General features: G+C 41.4%; 21 protein-coding genes. 6 read left to right on the top strand and 15 right to left on the bottom strand.

Features of this window, described 5'->3' with window-relative positions; translation table 11 throughout:
* Positions 1 to 161: 161 nt before the first annotated feature.
* The 3 genes from EAH55_RS17400 to EAH55_RS17390 form a co-directional block, all read right to left on the bottom strand.
* Entirely contained in the window at positions 162 to 404 is a 243-nt protein-coding gene (locus EAH55_RS17400) for a hypothetical protein (protein ID WP_121810747.1), read from the bottom strand.
* A gap of 274 nt (positions 405 to 678) precedes the next feature.
* The gene (locus EAH55_RS17395; protein WP_121810746.1) at positions 679 to 2,391 is read right to left on the bottom strand and encodes a M56 family metallopeptidase; all 1,713 of its coding nucleotides are present in this window, start codon (positions 2,389 to 2,391) and stop codon (positions 679 to 681) included.
* Entirely contained in the window at positions 2,391 to 2,765 is a 375-nt protein-coding gene (locus EAH55_RS17390) for a BlaI/MecI/CopY family transcriptional regulator (protein WP_121810745.1), read from the bottom strand. The genes EAH55_RS17395 and EAH55_RS17390 overlap by 1 nt, the downstream gene beginning before the upstream one ends.
* Before the next feature lie 157 nt (positions 2,766 to 2,922).
* Here EAH55_RS17390 and dprA point away from each other — a divergent pair, with 157 nt between their 5' ends.
* On the top strand, positions 2,923 to 4,020 hold the full coding sequence (dprA, locus tag EAH55_RS17385; RefSeq protein WP_121810744.1) for a DNA-processing protein DprA: 1,098 nt from the start codon (positions 2,923 to 2,925) through the stop codon (positions 4,018 to 4,020).
* A 96-nt stretch (positions 4,021 to 4,116) separates the two neighbouring features.
* On the opposite strand, the gene EAH55_RS17380 is transcribed toward dprA, so the two are convergent.
* From EAH55_RS17380 to EAH55_RS17350, 7 genes are all read right to left on the bottom strand, one after another.
* Entirely contained in the window at positions 4,117 to 4,593 is a 477-nt protein-coding gene (locus EAH55_RS17380; RefSeq protein WP_112574084.1) for a SixA phosphatase family protein, read from the bottom strand.
* A 161-nt stretch (positions 4,594 to 4,754) separates the two neighbouring features.
* Entirely contained in the window at positions 4,755 to 5,375 is a 621-nt protein-coding gene (locus EAH55_RS17375) for a porin family protein (RefSeq protein ID WP_114940294.1), read from the bottom strand.
* A 133-nt stretch (positions 5,376 to 5,508) separates the two neighbouring features.
* Entirely contained in the window at positions 5,509 to 6,474 is a 966-nt protein-coding gene (locus EAH55_RS17370) for a glycosyltransferase family 9 protein (RefSeq protein ID WP_121810743.1), read from the bottom strand.
* Positions 6,475 to 6,488: 14 nt separating this feature from the next.
* Positions 6,489 to 6,992 carry a D-glycero-beta-D-manno-heptose 1-phosphate adenylyltransferase gene (rfaE2, locus tag EAH55_RS17365; RefSeq protein WP_091162286.1) on the bottom strand — a complete coding sequence of 168 codons (504 nt, stop codon included), beginning with the start codon at positions 6,990 to 6,992 and terminating at the stop codon, positions 6,489 to 6,491.
* 86 nt (positions 6,993 to 7,078) lie between these two features.
* A complete protein-coding gene (gene gmhA, locus EAH55_RS17360) occupies positions 7,079 to 7,648 on the bottom strand; it encodes a D-sedoheptulose 7-phosphate isomerase (RefSeq protein WP_121810742.1) in 570 nt (189 codons plus the stop codon).
* A gap of 120 nt (positions 7,649 to 7,768) precedes the next feature.
* Positions 7,769 to 8,764 carry a D-glycero-beta-D-manno-heptose-7-phosphate kinase gene (gene rfaE1 / locus EAH55_RS17355; protein WP_121810741.1) on the bottom strand — a complete coding sequence of 332 codons (996 nt, stop codon included), beginning with the start codon at positions 8,762 to 8,764 and terminating at the stop codon, positions 7,769 to 7,771.
* Positions 8,765 to 8,850: 86 nt separating this feature from the next.
* Positions 8,851 to 10,524 carry a DNA polymerase/3'-5' exonuclease PolX gene (locus tag EAH55_RS17350; protein WP_121810740.1) on the bottom strand — a complete coding sequence of 558 codons (1,674 nt, stop codon included), beginning with the start codon at positions 10,522 to 10,524 and terminating at the stop codon, positions 8,851 to 8,853.
* A gap of 138 nt (positions 10,525 to 10,662) precedes the next feature.
* Between EAH55_RS17350 and EAH55_RS17345 the strand changes: the two genes are divergently transcribed.
* Together EAH55_RS17345 and EAH55_RS17340 are read left to right on the top strand one after the other, a co-directional pair.
* Entirely contained in the window at positions 10,663 to 11,037 is a 375-nt protein-coding gene (locus EAH55_RS17345) for a hypothetical protein (RefSeq protein WP_121810739.1), read from the top strand.
* A 9-nt stretch (positions 11,038 to 11,046) separates the two neighbouring features.
* Entirely contained in the window at positions 11,047 to 11,796 is a 750-nt protein-coding gene (locus EAH55_RS17340; protein WP_121810738.1) for an ankyrin repeat domain-containing protein, read from the top strand.
* A gap of 55 nt (positions 11,797 to 11,851) precedes the next feature.
* Here the strand turns inward: EAH55_RS17340 and EAH55_RS17335 are convergent, their stop codons facing one another.
* Both EAH55_RS17335 and sppA read right to left on the bottom strand, forming a co-directional pair.
* Entirely contained in the window at positions 11,852 to 12,316 is a 465-nt protein-coding gene (locus EAH55_RS17335) for a hypothetical protein (RefSeq protein WP_121810737.1), read from the bottom strand.
* An 80-nt stretch (positions 12,317 to 12,396) separates the two neighbouring features.
* Positions 12,397 to 14,187, bottom strand: coding sequence for a signal peptide peptidase SppA (sppA, locus tag EAH55_RS17330; RefSeq protein WP_121810736.1), 1,791 nt, complete (start codon positions 14,185 to 14,187; stop codon positions 12,397 to 12,399).
* 87 nt (positions 14,188 to 14,274) lie between these two features.
* Between sppA and folK the strand changes: the two genes are divergently transcribed.
* On the top strand, positions 14,275 to 14,763 hold the full coding sequence (gene folK, locus EAH55_RS17325; RefSeq protein ID WP_121810735.1) for a 2-amino-4-hydroxy-6-hydroxymethyldihydropteridine diphosphokinase: 489 nt from the start codon (positions 14,275 to 14,277) through the stop codon (positions 14,761 to 14,763).
* A 16-nt stretch (positions 14,764 to 14,779) separates the two neighbouring features.
* The gene (locus tag EAH55_RS17320; protein WP_112574073.1) at positions 14,780 to 15,157 is read left to right on the top strand and encodes an Hpt domain-containing protein; all 378 of its coding nucleotides are present in this window, start codon (positions 14,780 to 14,782) and stop codon (positions 15,155 to 15,157) included.
* A 159-nt stretch (positions 15,158 to 15,316) separates the two neighbouring features.
* Here the strand turns inward: EAH55_RS17320 and purS are convergent, their stop codons facing one another.
* From purS to rho, 3 genes are all read right to left on the bottom strand, one after another.
* Positions 15,317 to 15,571 (bottom strand): phosphoribosylformylglycinamidine synthase subunit PurS, encoded by a 255-nt coding sequence (gene purS, locus EAH55_RS17315; protein ID WP_112574072.1) that lies wholly within the window; start codon positions 15,569 to 15,571, stop codon positions 15,317 to 15,319.
* Positions 15,552 to 16,274: a CDP-diacylglycerol--serine O-phosphatidyltransferase gene (gene pssA, locus EAH55_RS17310; RefSeq protein WP_091210667.1), complete on the bottom strand. Its 723-nt coding sequence runs from the start codon at positions 16,272 to 16,274 to the stop codon at positions 15,552 to 15,554. The genes purS and pssA overlap by 20 nt, the downstream gene beginning before the upstream one ends.
* A gap of 90 nt (positions 16,275 to 16,364) precedes the next feature.
* Positions 16,365 to 18,005, bottom strand: coding sequence for a transcription termination factor Rho (rho, locus tag EAH55_RS17305; RefSeq protein WP_121810734.1), 1,641 nt, complete (start codon positions 18,003 to 18,005; stop codon positions 16,365 to 16,367).
* A gap of 366 nt (positions 18,006 to 18,371) precedes the next feature.
* Between rho and pyrF the strand changes: the two genes are divergently transcribed.
* The gene (pyrF, locus tag EAH55_RS17300; RefSeq protein ID WP_121810733.1) at positions 18,372 to 19,202 is read left to right on the top strand and encodes an orotidine-5'-phosphate decarboxylase; all 831 of its coding nucleotides are present in this window, start codon (positions 18,372 to 18,374) and stop codon (positions 19,200 to 19,202) included.
* The last annotated feature ends 82 nt before the right edge of the window (positions 19,203 to 19,284 follow it).

Below are 19,284 nucleotides of genomic sequence, written 5' to 3'. Positions count from 1 at the left end.
AAAATGGGGTGTCATGCTGAGCTTGTCGAAGCATAGTGGGGTGGCCTCTGCGCGCGTCCTTCGACAAGCTCAGGAGGACAGTCTCTCTGCACCCGGTCTAATTTTATTTTCAAAAGTTGATGGATTTTAGCAGAATTAAATGTAACTAATCCACTCCTTTTTTATATCAAATGATCGTGGTGTTGGTTGTCGGTGCGTGAGGCAGCCCAGAAAACAAATCCCAGGAAAAACAAAGCGCCGCCGGCAAAAACAGGTAGTTTAAAAGTCCATCCGCCATTTACTCCTAAGGTAATAATTGAACTGCCAGAACTATCTACAGCGTTGATAGTATGGTGATAAAAGAAGTTGCCTGCAATGAGCATCACAATGCCCACAATTGCTAAAATGATACCAAACCTTTTCATATTATCAAGTTTAAAAATTGAACAAATCAGGTTACCGGTAAGGCTCAGGAAGTATAATTGCTATAAACTAAACAAAGCGTATTTGGATAGGTTTGCCTTGTTTGGTTAAAATCTGTAAGATATATAACTAAGTTACAAACTTTTAAATAGTTAATGAAATATTTAAAAGTTTAAAAAAAGGATACTTTAAAAAGGAGGAATGGGCTTTACGCAGAAAATTGCCGGGACGGTTTTAGGCCGATCGGCAATGAATTTAGTTGGAAAATAGAATAATTTAGTCTACATACCCAACCACAACAACCTGACTTTTTTCTTTGTCGATATTGTTAGATATAAATTTATCATTTGAAGTTGCCAGCTCAAGAGCTACGGTAACTGTATAATCACCCTGGTTTAAGCTTGCGAGTTTGCCATCAAAATCACTCACTACTCTTGCTACCTCTTTGTCTATTTGAGGGTCAGCAGATTTAAGTACTTTAACCCCGTTTATTTTTCCGTTACTTAGCTTAAAACCCACCGTTACCTGGCCTGTAATACGGTTGTTGCGTGCTGCAGCCGGGTACCTTACATGCTTAGCTATGTATTTGTAAAGCGGGTCCATCGGATCTGCAGGTGGCGGTGGTGGCGGCAATTTTGCTGAAGCTGAGGGGTGTGCAGGGGCTATAGGCTCGCCTACAGGAATAGCTTCCTGAACTTTTACCACCTTGGGCGCCTTTTTTACTTTTTCGGGATTTGGCGGTGGCGGCGGCGGAGGGACCTTAGCATCAATGCCTTTAGTTTTTTTGCCCGGAGCAGGTGGTGCGGGTGGCGGTGGCGGAAGTTTTGGGTAGATCATCATTTTAGGGAAGGTATAGCCATATTTACTTTTCAGCGTAGCCAATTCCTCTGGTGTTGATTTGCTTTTAAAGTATTCTTTCTGTTCTCCGTTCTTTTCGGTAATGATCACCCTGTAATCGGTTTTATTGTTAACCAGATAACCGGTTTCCTCGTATTGATAACCTTTGGAGGTACGATCTTCTTTTTTTATGCGAATTGGATCTGCTTTTATTGTATCAGCAGAACTTGTTTGTGCATTTGCCGATGGGGTAACGATCTGCTGTTTAGGCATCAGATCAATAAATCCGTAGCTTTTACTGAATACTAAGGTCGACGCGCAAAGCAGGCCGGCGCTTATGGGTACGGCCACGAGGTATTTTAGCCTGGCTAATTTCCCCGAACGTTTTTGGTTTAACATGATTATCCTCTTTTTTAATAAGTTATAATTGAAAAATGAATGCGCGAGAGATGAACCGTTTAACCCATAAGCGTTATTTACCAAAAATGATGAATAGCTTAGGGCGTCGCTTTCCTGTGCAGCTGTTTGCTCATCAGCTATATATTCATGTATAGTTTTCAGGCTTATCTGCAGTAAATAAATCAGCGGATTAAACCAGTTTAGGATCTTGATCAGCTCCAGGAAAACAATATCTGCCGAGTGTTTTTGACGGATATGCACCAATTCGTGCCTGATTATGATATTGTTCGCTTGTGTTTTTGTGCCGATAAAAAGATAATTGAAGAAGGAGAAAGCTGTATTTGAACCTTCAATGCTTATAAGTTTATACTTATCATGAACCAAAGTTTTGGTGGCTTTTGTAAGTTTGGCCAGCTGGTATAATCTTACTAAAAGTACCGTCGTAAGCACTATTGCACCCAATATATAAGCGTAAAGCAGCAGTTCCTGAAGGCTTGAGGCAGGTTGTGCGGCCAGTTTATGATCAATAGCTTGCTTACCGTTGCTTGGTATAATAAAAGTAGTAGTTGGCGATTCGAGTGCTTTTAACCAACCAATTTGTACTACCGGTAATACAAACGAAATTATGCAACTCAATAACAGGTATACACGGTTTAGCGTGTAATGTGTTTCCCTGTTCAGAAACAGGCAATATACCGCATAAAATATGCAGAGGTACAAATTTGCCTCCAGGAGGTAATGCAGCCAGTTCATTATTTTTCGTTTTTAAGTTTATCAATTAATGAAGTTAACTCGTCCAGTTCCTTTACGCTGATCTTCTTTTCGTCAACAATGAATGATACCAGGCTTTGATACGAATTGCTGAAATAGTTATTCATCATCTTATCAAAAGTGAACTTTTTGTAGTCAGCATCGCTGATTAAAGGGAAGTAAACATGCGAGTTTCCGTAGGCCTTGTGGTCAATAAAGCCCTTGCCCTCCAGTACCCTTACTACTGTTGATACCGTGTTGTAAGCTGGCTTAGGCTCCGGCATTTCCTCAATAATGTCTTTAACAATGGCTTCCTTCAGTTGCCAAAGTATTTGCATCACCTGTTCTTCGGCTTTGGTTAATTCTTTAATATGCATAGCAAACTATTTTTATAGTTAGATAAAGGTAAAACTATTTTTATAGTTTGAAAACTATTTTTGTAGTTTTATTTGTCAATGGATTTTTCCGCTTGATAATCGGCCGAATATTTATAATTTGCGCGGCTGTAATCTATCATCAGCGCATCTAAACCCAATGTCATTACTCCATAAAGTTGCCTTATCTTTTGTTAAAAATCTCGGCCCGGTAGCGGCTAAGTCCCTGATAGCATACCTTGGTAATGAAGAAGAGGTATTCAGGACGTCGCCCGAAAAAATGATCAGGATCCCTGGAATAGGAGAGAAGCGTGCCGTGAAATGGGATTTTGATGGTGCCTTAAAACAAGCCGAAAAGGAACTGAAATTTGTTGATGAAAATGGGATTGATGTTATCTTTTATACGGATGCCCGATACCCGAAACGCCTAAAAAATTGTCACGATTCGCCTGTGCTGCTTTACGCGAAAGGGAAAATGGACCTTAATCCGCCTCATATCGTCAGCATAGTTGGCACCCGTAACGCTACCGAGTATGGCAAGCAGCTATGCCATCAATTGATAGAAGAACTACAGCAATACAACATATTAATTGTAAGCGGACTGGCGCACGGTATCGACGTTGCAGCTCATAAAGAGTGTGTAAAGATAAACCTGCCAACCGTTGGCGTGCTTGGTCACGGGCTCGACAAGCTTTATCCTGCTCAAAACCGGGCTACTGCCGATAAAATGCTCCAAAACGGCGGCTTGCTTTCAGAATATCCATCCGGAACTAATCCCGACAGGGAAAACTTCCCGCAGCGAAACCGCATAGTTGCCGGTATTGCTGACGCGACGGTGGTAATTGAAGCCAGTATAAAAGGCGGGGCACTTATTACTGCCGAAATAGCCAATTCCTATAACCGGGATGTATTTGCTTTTCCGGGCAGGTTGGGCGATGAATTTTCTGAAGGGTGTAACTTTCTGATCCGCAATAACAAAGCAAGCCTGCTAACCTGCACTGCCGACCTGGCTTTTAGCCTGGGCTGGGAAAAAAATGACGTAAGTAAGCCGGTTGAGCAATTTATGCTGCCCTTTGATCTGTCGGACGATGAACGGCTGATCATGGACATATTACGGCAAAATAACGCTCCAATTGCGATAGATGATCTTACCTTAAAGGCCAATATGCCAATGAGCCAACTGGCTATGACACTGCTTACCATGGAAATGCAAGGCTATATCAGCTCATTGCCGGGAAAGACTTATAAGGTGAATTAATCTTAAGTTCTAAGTCTTAAGTCGAAAGCCTTAAGTTGATAGTTCTAAGTGGAAATTCAGACTCCAGACACAGAATTTAAGACTCCAGACTTAAATCTACCCTTTGGGCGAATCAAAATGGATCAGTTTTCCGTCCTCTTCGCTGATGGATTGCCATGTATCGTTTTCAAAAGCGATGATGGCCACGGCGCAAGTAGGCATTTCCTTTAACTGGCTGGTAAGGTAATATAATATCTGGCTAATACCGGGATTATGGCCCACTACACCTATAAAATCATACTCATCCGGAAGGCTGTTAATTACTTTAACCCAGGTATTTTCGCTGGCTTCGTAAATCTTTTTATCCTCGCCGGGTGCCGGTAATTTAAAATGGTTGGCAAAGATCTCGGCGGTGGTTTTAGTACGCAGCGCCGGACTGGTTATTATAAATTCGGGGATCTGTAACTGCCCTTTTAAAAGGGTAGCCATTAAAACCGCATCCTGCATACCCGATTGTTTCAAAGGTCTGTCAAAATCAATATAACCGCTTTCATGGGTAGCTTTTGCGTGGCGTATTAATAATAACTTTTTCATGATTTTAAACGGGTTAGCGATGGGTTTATAATATTAAGGTGTTGTAAATATAACGTGAAAGTTTTTCAATAGGTTTCAATAATACTAAATAAAAAAGGAGAAGCTTTCGCTTCTCCTTTTTAAAAGAGATGGACAAAAAGCCCCTTTTTTCCCTGTTTTAATTAGAACGCGTAACCAACTGAAACGCCGAAAACGCGGTTTGTAAGTTTAATACCATTAACATTGGTAATATTGGTTAATCCCCAGTCATAATTGGCATTGATAAGAAATCCGGTTTTAAATTTAAAGCCAACAATAGCGTCTAAACCGGCATCGGTTCTTTTGATCTGATCCTGGCTGCTGCCAAATTTAATGTCTTCAGAGTTGCCGCTGTCATCTTTTGCTTTTCCTGAAATACCCATGCCAAGGTACGGGCCGGCGCCAAAATAAAAGTCGCCAACAACGGCAGGAACATGATAAACAACGTTTACAGGTACTTGTAAATAGTAAAGTTTTACTTTGCTGTTTGAGCTTGCTTCATCATCGACAGCGAAGCTTGACGAACCGCCTTTACCGGTAAAGTTTAGGGCCGGTTGCAATGATAAGTTGCCAAATTTAAAGTCGACAAAAGCGCCTACATTGAATGAGGTTAAGCTGCCGGAATTGCCGGAGCCACTAAATCCATCAACTGTTGCATGTAAAGTAGCGAAGTTTACGCCACCTTTAACACCAAAGGTTGGTAATTGAGCAAACGCGGCAAAAGATGCCATTAAAAGGCACAGGCTTAGTAAGGTTTTTTTCATGGTGTAAGGATTTTAAGTTAATTCACAAAGCTACACAAATACACTTAGTATAAAGTGTATCTGGTATTTTTTGTGGAATATTAACAGTAGTGTGCTTGTAAGTATTACTTACGCAATGTTTTACGGTACGATGCTATCGATTGGAGAAATTTACAATATCTGTCTCAGGCATATCGTTCATACACTTAAAGTGCCCAAGCGGGCATTTCTCAAGGCCGAATTTAGAACAGGGGCGACAGGAAAGATCAACGCCTGCAACCAGCACTTCTTTTACTTTATACGGCCAAACACCCAGCAGATCGGGCGTGGTGCCGCCCCAAACCGAGGCGATCGGCACGTTAAAAGCTTCGGCGATGTGGGTAAGACCGGTATCAAAACCTATTACATTTTTGGCCTTTGATACCAGGAATACGGATTCGTCAAGAGTGGTAATGCCACACGCATTATAAACAGAAGTGCCTATGGCAGCGGCAATTTCATCGCCATTGGCCTTTACATCATTGCCACCCAATAATAAAACCGGCAATTGAAGCTGTTTACAAATGCTGATGATCTTGTAATTAGGCATACGCTTAGTGAAATGCGTGGCGCCAATTACAAACGCGACGTAACCGTTTTGATGACTTGTAGGAAGTAGTTTGGTTATATCATGCTCGGCTTTGATATAGTAGTCGATAGGATTATCATCATTAACTACGCCTAAGAATTTAACAGCTTTTAAATACCTGTCAACCAAATGATCCTTGCTTACCAGGTTGCGTTTCAGCTTTAAACTCAGCCATTTGAGGATAGGTTGTTTTTTATAGGTTGATGCCTTAATCCCCGTACGCAGTTTAATTATGCTTGTACGGAGGTTGTTATGCAGATCGATGATCTGATCGTACTTTTCGGCTTTTATCTCGTTGATCGTATCTGTTAAGGAAGGTTTTAGTAACAGCAATTTATCAACGTAAGGATTATTATCGTAAATATATTTGAAGGCTGGTTTTGTTAAAAAGTGGACCTCGGCATTGGGAACCTGCTTTTTAAGGCAGCGTACAACAGGTGTGGTATAAATTATATCACCCATCGAACTAAAGCGGATCACCAATATCTTCATGTTGTTATGTGCGCTCAGGAAATCTGGTTCCTGATTTTTTCGATTATCGAGGTAGATGAATATCCCTCAACAAAATTAATGGTTTTAACCTCGCCTCCGTTGGCTATCACTTCTTTGGCGCCTACAATGTTCTCAACCGCGTAATCCGCGCCTTTTACCAGGATATCCGGCAGGAGCGAACTGATCAGGTTAAGCGGTGTATCTTCTTCAAAAACAACAATGGCATCCACAAAAAATAGGGCTGCCAATAATGCGGCACGGCTATTTTGATCGTTCACCGGCCGGGTTGGGCCTTTTATACGCCTTACCGAGCTATCGGCATTGAGACCAATCACCAGCTTATCGCCAAGTTCGGCGGCTTTGGCCAGGTAGGTGAGGTGCCCAATGTGCAACAGGTCAAACACGCCATTAGTAAACACTACTTTTTTACCTTCAGCTTGCCAGTTTTTGATTTGCGCCTGCAACGATGGTTGATCTGTTATTTTATCAAGAAGTGTTTTTTCGAAACCGGTTCTCATTTAGTTTTCCTGTAGAGACGCATCACATGCGTCTTTTTTTAATGATCAAAGATATAAAGACGCATGTGACGCGCCTCCACCTATTGCTATTCAAAAAGATTATCCACGGCAGTACACAGGATATGCCCGATGAGGATATGCATTTCCTGGATGCGCGCGGTGATGTTTGATGGCACAATAACATTCAATTGGCAAAGGCCATTCATTTTACCACCATCCCTACCCGAAAGGCCTAAGGTTTTAAGCTCCAGTTTTTTAGCCGATTCAAACGCCGCCAATATCCCCGGACTGTTACCACTGGTTGAAATACCGATGAATAAATCGCCCGGCCTGCCAAATGCCTCTACCTGACGCGAAAACACGTGTTCATAACCATAATCATTAGCTATCGATGTAAGTGCCGAAGTATCTACCGTTAAAGCAATACCTGGCAAAGGTTTACGGTCTTTTACAAAACGACCGCTAAGCTCCGCCGCAATATGCTGGGCATCTGCAGCACTCCCGCCGTTACCTGCTAATAATACCTTGTTGCCGCTTTTTATAGTTGAGGTGATCATTTCACAGGCTGCTTCAATATCGCCGCTAAGGGTATCAATTACCTTTTGCAGGGTATCCTGGTGATCTTTAAGTTCGTTTAATATTTGAATTTTGTTCATTCGTTCGTTCACTGGTTCATTTGTTCACTGGTTCATTTGTCCAGTCTTGAGGCACGCGTCCTTTAGTCTTTCGCCTTTGACCTTTCTCGTTTTGCCTCAATTTATCTTTCGCCTTTAACCTCAATTAGCTGCCGACTTCAATATATCTTCAACTATCTCATCTACAGTAGTTGTGGCGCTGCCCACCCTGCGGATCACTATGGCGGCGGCATGGTTGGCCAGCTCGCACGAATCCTCAATGCTTAAACCACCCGCCATAAAGTAAGCCATAGTTGCTAATACGGTATCGCCGGCACCGGTTACATCAAAAACTTCGGTTGCTTTTACCGGTAAGCTTGTATGGTCCTGCTCGCTTAGTATTACCATGCCCTCTTCAGACAAAGTAACTACAATGTATTGCGTACCCGTTTGCTCAAAAATAACCTTCCCGGCTTGCTGTAGACTTTCAATCGAGTTGATCTTCTCGGTTTTAGCGGCTTCAGACAGTTCCTTGCGGTTAGGTTTGATGATAAAAGCACCTTTATATTTTTCGTAATTAAGCCCTTTAGGGTCGATGATCACTTTTTTGCCTTTAGCATTCGCGGCCTTTATAATGCCTTGCGTTAAAAACGGCGAAAACAAGCCTTTGTTATAATCAGATAAAAGAACCATATCAGCACCATCAATATGGCTGTTTAATTTGCTGATGAGCTCATTGGCAATCGGTTCCGATACTTCGTCGGTAACTTCACGGTCAACCCGTACCAGTTGATGGCTGCCGACAACAACACGGGTTTTAACTGTGGTTGGCCTGTCGTTATCCTTTATAATGGTGTCCGTTTCAACACCTTCATCCGTAAGGATCTTGATTAATTCGCCTGCTGCCTGATCATTGCCAATTACCCCTGCAACAATAACCTTAGCCCCTAATGATACCAGGTTTTGAACCACGTTGCCGGCACCACCCAATGTAGTGGTTTCGTTTTTTACGTTTACAATAGGTACAGGTGCCTCGGGCGAAAGGCGGGTAGCATTGCCCCATATATAATGATCAACCATAAGGTCGCCAATAACCAGTATTGCCGGTTTGTGTGCAGCTGCCTGTATGGATTGTACTTTATCTTTTAGGTGGTTCATTTAATTTTTAGTCATTATTTCATTGCGTCATTAGGTCATTGTTTTATCGGGAAAATCCCAAAAAACTAATCTCCAATCTCTAATCACTAACCTCTTTTAGCTGCAAAAGCCTTGGTAATCTCATCCAGCGACATAGCATTCATGCACATTTCTCTGTATAAGCCGCCTTTACGCGCTGCAAGGATGCCGTAATGCATATCCGTAAAACCTTCAATACGGTGGGCATCAGGATTTATGGAAAGCATAACACCTTTATCTAAAGCATATTGGTGCCAGCGCCAGTCGAGGTCAAGACGCAGCGGATTGGCATTGATCTCAATAACCACATTGTTAGCGGCACATGCATCTATCACTTTTTTATAATTGATAGGATAACCGCCACGACTTAACAAAAGCCTGCCGGTAGGGTGCCCCAATATGGTCGTATACGGATTCTCGATTGCGGTGATCAGCCTTGACGTGGCCTTTTCCTCGTCCATTTTAAGGATTGAGTGCACAGAGGCTACAATGAAATCAAATTTTTGCAGGATCTCATCAGGATAATCAAGCGAACCATCATACAAAATGTCCGACTCAATACCTTTAAAAATATGAAAGCCGTCGATCTTTTTATTTAGGGCATCAATTTCGTCATGTTGCTGCAGTACCCGTTCAATGCTTAATCCTTTTGCATAAAACGCGCTTTTGCTGTGATCGCACATACCCAGGTATTCCAGTTTCAGGGTATCCCGGCAGTAAAGCGCCATTTCTTCAATAGTGTTCACTCCATCGCTCCAGGTACTGTGGTTGTGGAGCGTGCCTTTCAGATCATGCCAGTTGATTAGTACTGGCAGTTCGTTCTTTTCGGCTTTTTCAATAAACAGGGTGCCTTCGCGCAATTCGGGCTGCATCCAGGCCAAACCGGCTTTGGTATAAATGAGTTCTTCACTCGCAGGTTGTTCTATCGGTGTGTTGATCCTGTCAAAAACAGCCTGTACGTGGTCATCTGTGCCGGTATTAGCAAACAGTTCATAATAATAATCCGCTTTATCAACACAAACAATATCAACCAGCAAGCCATTTTGCAGCTCACCCTGAATATGGTTTTTATTCTGAGTTACGTTGCAAAGGATAGTAGAATTTACCAACGCGTTGTAAGCCACATCCTGGTTAAGACTGCCAACTACAATCACAATTTCGGTAATGATCTCATTTAAACGCCTGAATTCACCTGCGAAATGTTTCAGCGCATCAGGGAAAATGGCCTTTACTTCATCCATCAACTCATTAGCTTCCTTTTCAACCTGCGCAAAAAGGAATTTGCCATTGCTCGCCATCCTGAATTCGATGGCCTTACGGATCTCTTCCTGCGTTTTAAGGCCGAAGCCTTTCGCTTCAATCAGGCGGTTTTCATTACAGGCATAAAATAGTTCGCCTGTATTTTCAATTCCCAGCTCTTTCCAGATAATGGCCACCTTTTTAGGGCCTATACCTTTGATACCCATCATTTCAACCACACCGGCCGGCGTTTTATCCAACATGTCCTGTAGTTCGGTCATGGTGCCGGTTTCAAGTAGTTCGGCTACTTTGCCGGCTATGCTTTTGCCTATGCCATCAATCTTTTCCAGTTCGTCCAGTTTTTTGCCGGCGATAGGGAAGGGCAGCTTGTCAACTTTAAAAGCTGCATTAGCTACCGATTTGATCTTGAACGGATTAACCTCATGGAGTTCCATGAGTTGCGAGAGTAAACGAAGCGTGCGGGCTATGGGTTTATTTTCCATAAATACAATGAGGCGGTAAAAATACAAAAAGCCATTGTAATGACAGCTTAAGGAGAGGGTTTGTTTTATGAGAGCGTTACATAATTAGTTTTGAAAGCGTTCGTTTATATTAATACACTAAACGTCTAATCACAAATCATGAAAAAAATAGCCTTTTTATTGGGATTTATATTTTCCGGTATCAGCATAGCTTCGGCCCAGGATGCCGTTTATAAAAATGATACGCTTATTTATAAAAACATTAAAATTTACCCGATGCAAAAGATCCAGCTGCTTTACGGAGCCAAGCCGGATAAAAATTTTGTATTTATAAGCAACAATAAAAGAATGGACGACCCTTTGCCCGCTATTGTTTCTAAACAGAAGGGTGGTATACTTAAAATAATAAAACAGCATAGCAAGTATTATGCCGTGGGTTATTTAAGCGATGCTCCGGCATATTTGGCTAAAGAAATTGTGATAGATTTAGAAGGTGCTATCGATAACAACGAAATAAAAATAGAATCCAAATGATTTAAAGCCATGCCCAATTACAACGACATCCTTTACGCGGCCGAAACTCATGCAGTTGATGAGATTAAAGCGTATTTTAATAAAGGCGGCAGTCCGAATGAAGTTCATGATGGGATGCCGGTTTTTACCATGATGGTTGAAATGTATGCCCGCGGCCCCCGGTTTAAGGATTGCGTAAGAGCGTTTATTGATGCGGGGCTTGAGTATGAAGACAAGGCATTGTTGGCAGTTTTAGCCCACGATGAAGAGATGTTGAAGCAGATATTAAACACGGGTGCTTCAACTGTTGACAAAGCGTATTCACTATATAATAATACGTACACGCCCTTAACAGGCGGCACTTTAATGCATTTTTGTGCCGAATACAATAGCCTTGCTTGCGCCAGAATACTTTTAGATCATGGTGCTGATATAAATGCTAAAGCGGCATATGATGAATATGGCTTCGGCGGACATACGCCTATTTTTCATACTGTCAATCAAAACGGCAATAGCTCGGTTGATATGCTTCACTTTTTGCTGCAAAACGGAGCCGATCTATTATATACAGTTAAAGGTCTGATCTGGGGCAGGGGATATGAATGGGAAACGTTTGTGCCGTCGGTAAATCCAATAAGTTATGCTATGATGGGCTCATTACCTCAATTTCATCGTAAGGAACAAACAACTATGGAAACTGTGAGCCTGCTGATAAAGAATGCTTATGGAATTAATTATGTGCCAAATAATGTACCTAATGCTTATTTGAAGAGGGGGTAGATAAATAGTACTCAACAGACTTAAAGTTTTAAAACTTCGTAATCCAATAAGTAAATTAACTACGTAGATATTTCTTTAAAATGGTTCTTTCTGCGTTTTCACTGGGCCAAATCTCTATTCGATAGAAATCATTACCTTCATCTCCATCAACAGAAGCAAGGTTTGAAGAATATATCCTAACCCTATAATTTCCAGGCGCGGTGCGTAATTCTATCTGTACTGTCCAATCCGGGCAATTAAGTATTTGGATTACTCCGGATTTTATATCAATACCAGCCTCAACAACATGATCGAAACTGGAAAAATCTACAATGTTATTCGCTGTCTCTAAAATTTCAAGTTCGGCTTTAACAGGGCCATAACATTCCGTTCCTATACCTAAAACGCCATCTTCAATAGCTAACCGATCTTCATAAGCTTCGTTTGTCCAGAAACTTGCAGAATCAGTTTGGCCGGGAGAGCTTTTATCAGAAACATAAAACTGGTTATATGAAGTGTAGAAATCCAATGGATATTTCATGGTTTAAGTTTTTCTAAAAATAAAAAAAGCCACCCAAACAGGCGGCTTTTTACAATCAAAATGTATGTATTAATGAAATTTTATTTGATCACGAGGTCGTAAGGCAGGCGGGCTTGCGGGGTGCGCATCATTTGAGTGATGCCTTTTATCTGTTGATAAATCCTGTAGTTTTCGCCAAGCTCATTTTTTACCATGCGGGTTTGTACCTCGGCACTTAAGCCGCTGCCCACTTTGCTGAAAATACTTTTTTGCTCGGGGTAGTTTACTATGTTATAGTTTTTGATCTTCGCTTTTTTAGCGGCAGAGGCAATAGCGTCATTTATATTTCCTAAGCGGTCAACCAGGCCAATTTTCAGGGCTTGCTCACCTGTCCATACACGGCCCTGGCCAATGCTGTTGATGTAGGCCTGCGTTTTACCACGACCGTCGGCAACAGCCTTGGTAAATTCGTCATAACCGTGGTTTACGCTGTTTTGTAGTATCAAACGTTCTTCCGGGCTTAATGGTCGACTGATATCGCCCAGATCTGCATATTTACCGGTTTTTACACCGTCAAATGTTACGCCCAGTTTATCGTTAAATAATTTTTGCATATTAGGCAGCACCGCGAAAATACCAATAGAGCCGGTGATAGTGTTAGGTTGCGCGATGATAGAATCGGCGGCACATGAAATATAATAACCACCGGATGCCGCGTAATCGCCCATTGAAACAATGATCGGTTTCTTTTCGTGGATGAGTTTTACCTCGCGCCAGATCACATCCGATGCCAATGAACTGCCGCCGGGTGAATTAACACGCAATACCACAGCTTTTACCTTATTATCTAAACGCGCCTTTCGTAAGGCTTTTGAGATTGTTTCTGAGCCGATATTATTGTCGTCACTCTCGCCGCCGGTAATGTCACCTGATGCATAAACAACAGCGATGCGGTTTTTTGACGATGAGTCATCTTCCTTGTCGTCAGTATCTTCGGTTTTATTTTTTGCGTAGTCTTTAAGGTCAACGCTTTTTAAATCGTCTTTTAAATCGGTACCGGTACGTTTTTTCAGATCGTCCAGAATCTCGTCTTTATATTTTAATCCGTCAACCAGTTTCAGTTTATAAGCATCTTCGGGGAACTGGATGCGCATGTTATCGGCGTAGCTAAATAATGAATCTTTGCTAACTCCACGGCTTTTGCTGATGCCGGTTAAAAAATGATCATACAATGAACCCAAGTATGAAGTTACCTGAAGTTTATTGGCATCGCTCATTTTGGTCAGGAACAAAGGTTCTACAGCGCTTTTATAAGTGCCAACCTTAATAATCTGTGCTTCAATGCCTAATTTATCTAAAGCACCTTTAAGGAAGGTAGTTTGTGAGCTGAAGCCATGAAATTCAAAAATACCTTTGGGGTTAATATAAACCTTATCTGCAACAGAAGCGAGGTAGTAAAAGCCCTGGGTATATACCTCGGCATAGGCAATAATAAACTTGCGCGATTTTTTGAAGTCAATAAGCGCGTTGCGGATCTCTTCGGTAGTGGCCTGACCGGCGGTCATATAACTTTCGTCCAGGTATATGCCTTTTATATTATCATCGGTTTTAGCTTTTTTAATATCGGCCAGGATATCATTAAGCCCTATTGATTTATTGTCATTCAATCCTAAAAAGTCCAGATCGGCAAGCGGATTATTGGGGGTACGTTCAACTATCTGATTTTTAAGCGACATGTACAAAATAGAGTTGGGACTAACATCTACCGTTTTATCGCTGCCGGCTGATGCGATGAGGCCGACAATAATGCCAGCTCCTATTACACCTATTATTATGCCTGAAATAATTACCCCTACAATAGTGGCCAGAACGAATTTGAAGAATTGTTTCATTAATGTTATAAATCTTTTTAACTATGCAAACTTAGTAATAAGGCGCCGTATAATGCTAAGAGCGGTTTCCATTATATTTGTTACAACATGATTGATGTTTTTTTACTACTTGGGAGTAACCTCGGTAAGCGCGAATTGTTTCTGCAACAAGCAATTGAAGCTATTTCGTCCCAAGTTGCACCCGTTAAAATTGTATCATCGGTTTACGAAACCCAATCGTGGGGAAAAACTGATGAACCGGACTATTTAAACCAGGTGCTGATGCTCCAAACCGAGCTTTCGGCACAGGATGTTTTGGAAAAAATATTGGGTATCGAACTGGAGATGGGACGCAAGCGGGAGGTTAAGTGGGGATCGCGTACTATTGATATCGACATTTTGTTTTATGGCGATGAAGTGATCCACGAGTTTAACCTGGTAGTCCCACATCCCGAATTGTATAAACGCAGCTTTACGTTAATTCCCTTGGCCGAGATAGCGCCTGATTTTATTCATCCTGTGTTTAAAAAAAATATTTTGCAGCTAAAGGATGAACTAAAGGATAACTTAATCGTAAAAAAGCATATTTTTGAGTAAACACAAAGTTTTTATAATGGCAGATATTTCACCAGATCAGGATCTTGATCTTTCTTTTTTATACGAGATTGCTGACGGTAGCGACGATTTTATTGTTGACTCGATTGGGATGTTCCTGGAGCAATCGCCCGAGCTACTCAACACCATCAGCAACGCGTTAAATAACCAGGACTGGGCATTAGCCGCACAGGCCGCACATAAATTAAAACCAAATCTTGGATTTTTCGGTATGCCTATAAGTCAGGCTACTATTCAGGAAGTTGAACTGGCCTGTAAAGCCGGGGGGCAAAATCCCGCCGAAATTTTTGAAAAGTTTAACCAGGTAAACAGCATGGTATCAGCCAACCTGATCACTTTAAAGGAAATTAAAGCCGAGAAGGAAGCGAATTTATAAGGTGAACCGTGATTTTTAGGATTAGGGGATTACCCTGATACTATACATAAAAGCAAAAGGCAAGAAATTTTCTTGCCTTTTGTGCTTTATAAAAGTTTTAATTATTGGATGAGATTAGAAAAATAAAAAACCTTTCAGCTTTTACCCTTCGCCTTTAACTTAAACGGCTGATATTTTAAAAGTATAGCTTTCCATGATTAGGTTAGCCAGCAGGCTTTTGCAGGCCTGGTCAACCTTAGCACTTGCAACTTCTGCATTCTCTGCTTCAATTTCAAGCGTAATGTGTTTGCCAATGCGCACGTTATGTATTTCGGTTAAGCCAAGATTTTTCATACTACCGGTTACTGCTTTTCCTTGTGGGTCAAGTATTTCTTTTTTGGGCATTACCTCGATTTCAGCCTGGAACTTTGTCATTTGTGAGTTTTGTTTGAATCAGGGATAAGGTGATATAAATAAATATAACCACCGGAACGGCCACAAATTTAAAAAATAGTATGAGTATCGCCGAAAACAAGAGCAGTAAATACCGGAAAATGTTTTTGTTAAAGTCGCGGTTTTTGAATTTAAGCGACATTAACGGTATTTCGGATACCAACAGGGAGCACATTACCAGTACCAAAACTGTAAGGAAGTAAGGATTTAATATATAATGCGCCAACGCATCATATTGCTGTACTATTAAAGGTAATGATGCTATTAATATGGCGTTTGCTGGTGTTGGTAAACCTATAAAGCTATCTGATTGCCTGGTATCGTTATTGAATTTTGCCAACCTCAATGCCGAAAATACAGGTAATAAAAACGCAACAAAATTTAATATCTGGCTCACCCCGTTTATTTGCGGCGCTTGTAAAAACAGCTCATACATAATAACCGAAGGCAATACGCCAAAGCTTACCATGTCGGCCAATGAATCGAGATCTTTACCTATAAACGAGTAAGAATTTAAAACCCTTGATGCAAGACCGTCAAAAAAGTCAAATATCGAACTAAGAAAAATGGCGTAAGCCGCCACTACAAGGTTACCCTGAAAGGCGAAAACAATCCCTATGCAACCGCTAAACAGGTTGGCACAGGTAATAGCATTCGGGAGGTGTTTTTTAACGCGTCTCTTCATTTCGCCATGAAATTATCAGGAAATTATTAAGTAATAATGAAGTTACAAATAATATTCTACTTTACTTATAACTTCATTATCGCTAAAATATTACGAATTCATCGAAATCAGAAATTCTTCGTTAGTTTTTGTGCCCCTAATTTGAGCCTGTAAAAACTCCATTGATTCCTGCGAATTCATATCGGCAAGGTGGTTGCGAAGGATCCAAACACGTTGAAGTGTTTCACGGTCAAGCAGTAAGTCGTCGCGGCGGGTACTTGAAGCAGTAATATCGATAGCCGGGAAGATACGTTTGTTTGATAATTTACGGTCAAGCTGTAACTCCATATTACCGGTACCTTTAAACTCCTCAAAAATAACCTCGTCCATTTTTGAGCCTGTTTCGGTAAGTGCGGTAGCGATGATAGTTAATGAACCACCATCCTCAATATTACGGGCAGCACCAAAGAAACGTTTTGGCTTGTGCAATGCGTTGGCATCAACACCACCTGATAATATTTTACCTGATGCAGGGGCAACAGTATTATAAGCACGGGCTAAACGGGTGATAGAATCAAGCAGAATTACTACGTCGTGACCACACTCCACCATACGTTTTGCTTTTTCAAGCACAATGTTGGCAATTTTTACGTGACGCTCAGCAGGCTCATCAAAGGTTGATGAAACAACTTCGGCACGTACGCTGCGGGCCATATCGGTAACCTCTTCCGGGCGTTCGTCTATCAGTAATATAATAAGGTATACTTCCGGATGATTTTTGGCGATTGCATTGGCCACATCCTTTAATAACATGGTTTTACCTGTTTTTGGCTGCGCCACAATCAAACCACGCTGACCTTTACCAATAGGTGAAAAAAGGTCCATGATGCGGGTTGAGTAATTGTTCGGATCGGTGAACAGGCTCAGCTTTTCTGACGGGAACAATGGTGTTAAGTGATCAAACGGAACACGGTCACGCACTTCTGCCGGGATACGGCCGTTAATGGCTTCAACACGTACCAACGGGAAGTATTTTTCACCTTCTTTTGGCGGACGGATGCTTCCGCGAACGGTATCTCCTGTTTTAAGACCAAATAATTTTATCTGTGATTGCGATACGTAAATATCGTCGGGAGAAGTGAGGTAGTTATAATCAGATGAACGAAGGAAACCATAACCATCAGGCATAATTTCTAAAACACCTTCGTTTACAATTACATTATCAAAGTCGAGATTGATCGGTGGCTCCTGCGCTTTTTGCTGGTTTTGATTATTGCTGTTAATCCTGCGTTCAAACTTTTGCGGACGGGCTTCGGGAACAACTTCTTCGGCTTTTGCCGGTGCTTCACCCGGTTGCGGAGCTTCTGTTTCGGTGGCTGCTGCTACCGGTATTTCATTTTCTGATTCATCTGCTACCGGCTCATCATCCTGTGTGTCAAAAAGAGTAGCATCATCTAACAACGGAACTTCAACACGTGGTTTTGCTTGCTCTTTGGTTTTTATAACGCGTGCCCTTTTACGGGGTTTTTCTGCTGTTTCGGCCGCGGCTTCATCAGGAGAAGGGTTAGGGGTATAGTTGGATTCAACAAGATTTTGCTGTGCCCTGGCGGCTTCAATAAGTTGTTGTTGTTCAATAATACGTGCAATAAGCTGAGCTTTACGTAGTTCGTCGGCCTCAGCAATACCTAAATTTCTGGCAATTTCGCGCAACTCAGAAACGAGTTTGTCGTTCAATTCAATTTTATCAGACATGATATGAATTATAGTTCAATGGGATTTTTTAATTGTAATTTGTTTTCAAACGGCAAAAATTTCTATGCAAGTGTTAAAGCTTGACCACATGTTGAAACATATGAGGCTATAATTGAAAGAAATTGATCTTGAAACCTTGTTTTAGTAAAACATCCAAACCCATGCAAGTATTATGTGAAAGTGATAATAAAAAGCGTGGTGATTTAAATAGTTTCTTTAGTGCAAGAAAAATTCAATGGAAAACGATGCAAGTGTAAACAATTATTCTTTAATTTCAAATTAATTAAATAAATATCACCTATATCAGAACACATAAGCCAAATTTTTAGTTTTTTTGACAATTAAAATATTATTTAGCAGCTGATGATGTCTCGCCAGGAGTTAATTGAACAGATCAAAAAAAAGAAATCATTTTTATGTGTAGGGCTTGATCCGGATATAAATAAGATCCCTGAATTTTTAAGATCATATCCCGATCCTATACTTGAATTTAACAAACGCATTATTGATGCTACACAGGATTTGTGTGTGGCCTATAAGCCCAACGCCGCTTTTTACGAAGCGTATGGCATAAAAGGCTTACAGGCATTAATAGATACTTATAAATACCTCCCGAAAGATTGTCTAAGCATCATTGACGCCAAGCGTGGCGACATCGGTAACACGTCTGATAAATATGCCAAAGCGTTTTTCGACGAGCAATCGGGCGGAATGAGCTTTGATGCTATCACCATTACACCTTATATGGGTAATGATAGTGTTACGCCATACCTGGCCTATGAGGGCAAATGGGTAATTATCCTGGCACTTACTTCATCGGTAGGTAGTAAAGATTTTCAATACCTGGAAACCGGCGATGGATATTTATACGAAAACGTAATTAAAAAAGCCAATACCTGGGCCGGAGCCGATAGGATCATGTATGTAGTTGGGGCTACAAAAAGTACCGAGTTTACCAATATCCGCGCATATGCTCCCGATAACTTTTTATTGGTACCAGGCGTAGGAGCGCAGGGCGGCAGCCTGGCAGAGGTTTGTAAATACGGTATTACTAAAGATTGCGGCCTTTTGGTAAACTCATCCCGATCTATTCTATATGCAAGCAATGGTGAAGATTTTGCCGATGCTGCCCGCGCCGAAGCGCTTAGTCTGCAGCAGCAAATGCAGGTTGAGTTAGAAAAGGCAGGGGTGATATAACCATAAGGAGGCAGGTTCAAGCGTCCGCGCTTGAACCATATAAAAAGTAAGCGTCCACGCTTACGAAAAACAACTATTTAAA

The sequence above is a fragment of the Mucilaginibacter kameinonensis genome, from assembly GCF_003675385.1.
GTDB lineage: Bacteria > Bacteroidota > Bacteroidia > Sphingobacteriales > Sphingobacteriaceae > Mucilaginibacter > Mucilaginibacter kameinonensis.
Note: the sequence above shows the minus strand (reverse complement) of the source record. Positions and strands in the feature narration are given on the sequence as shown.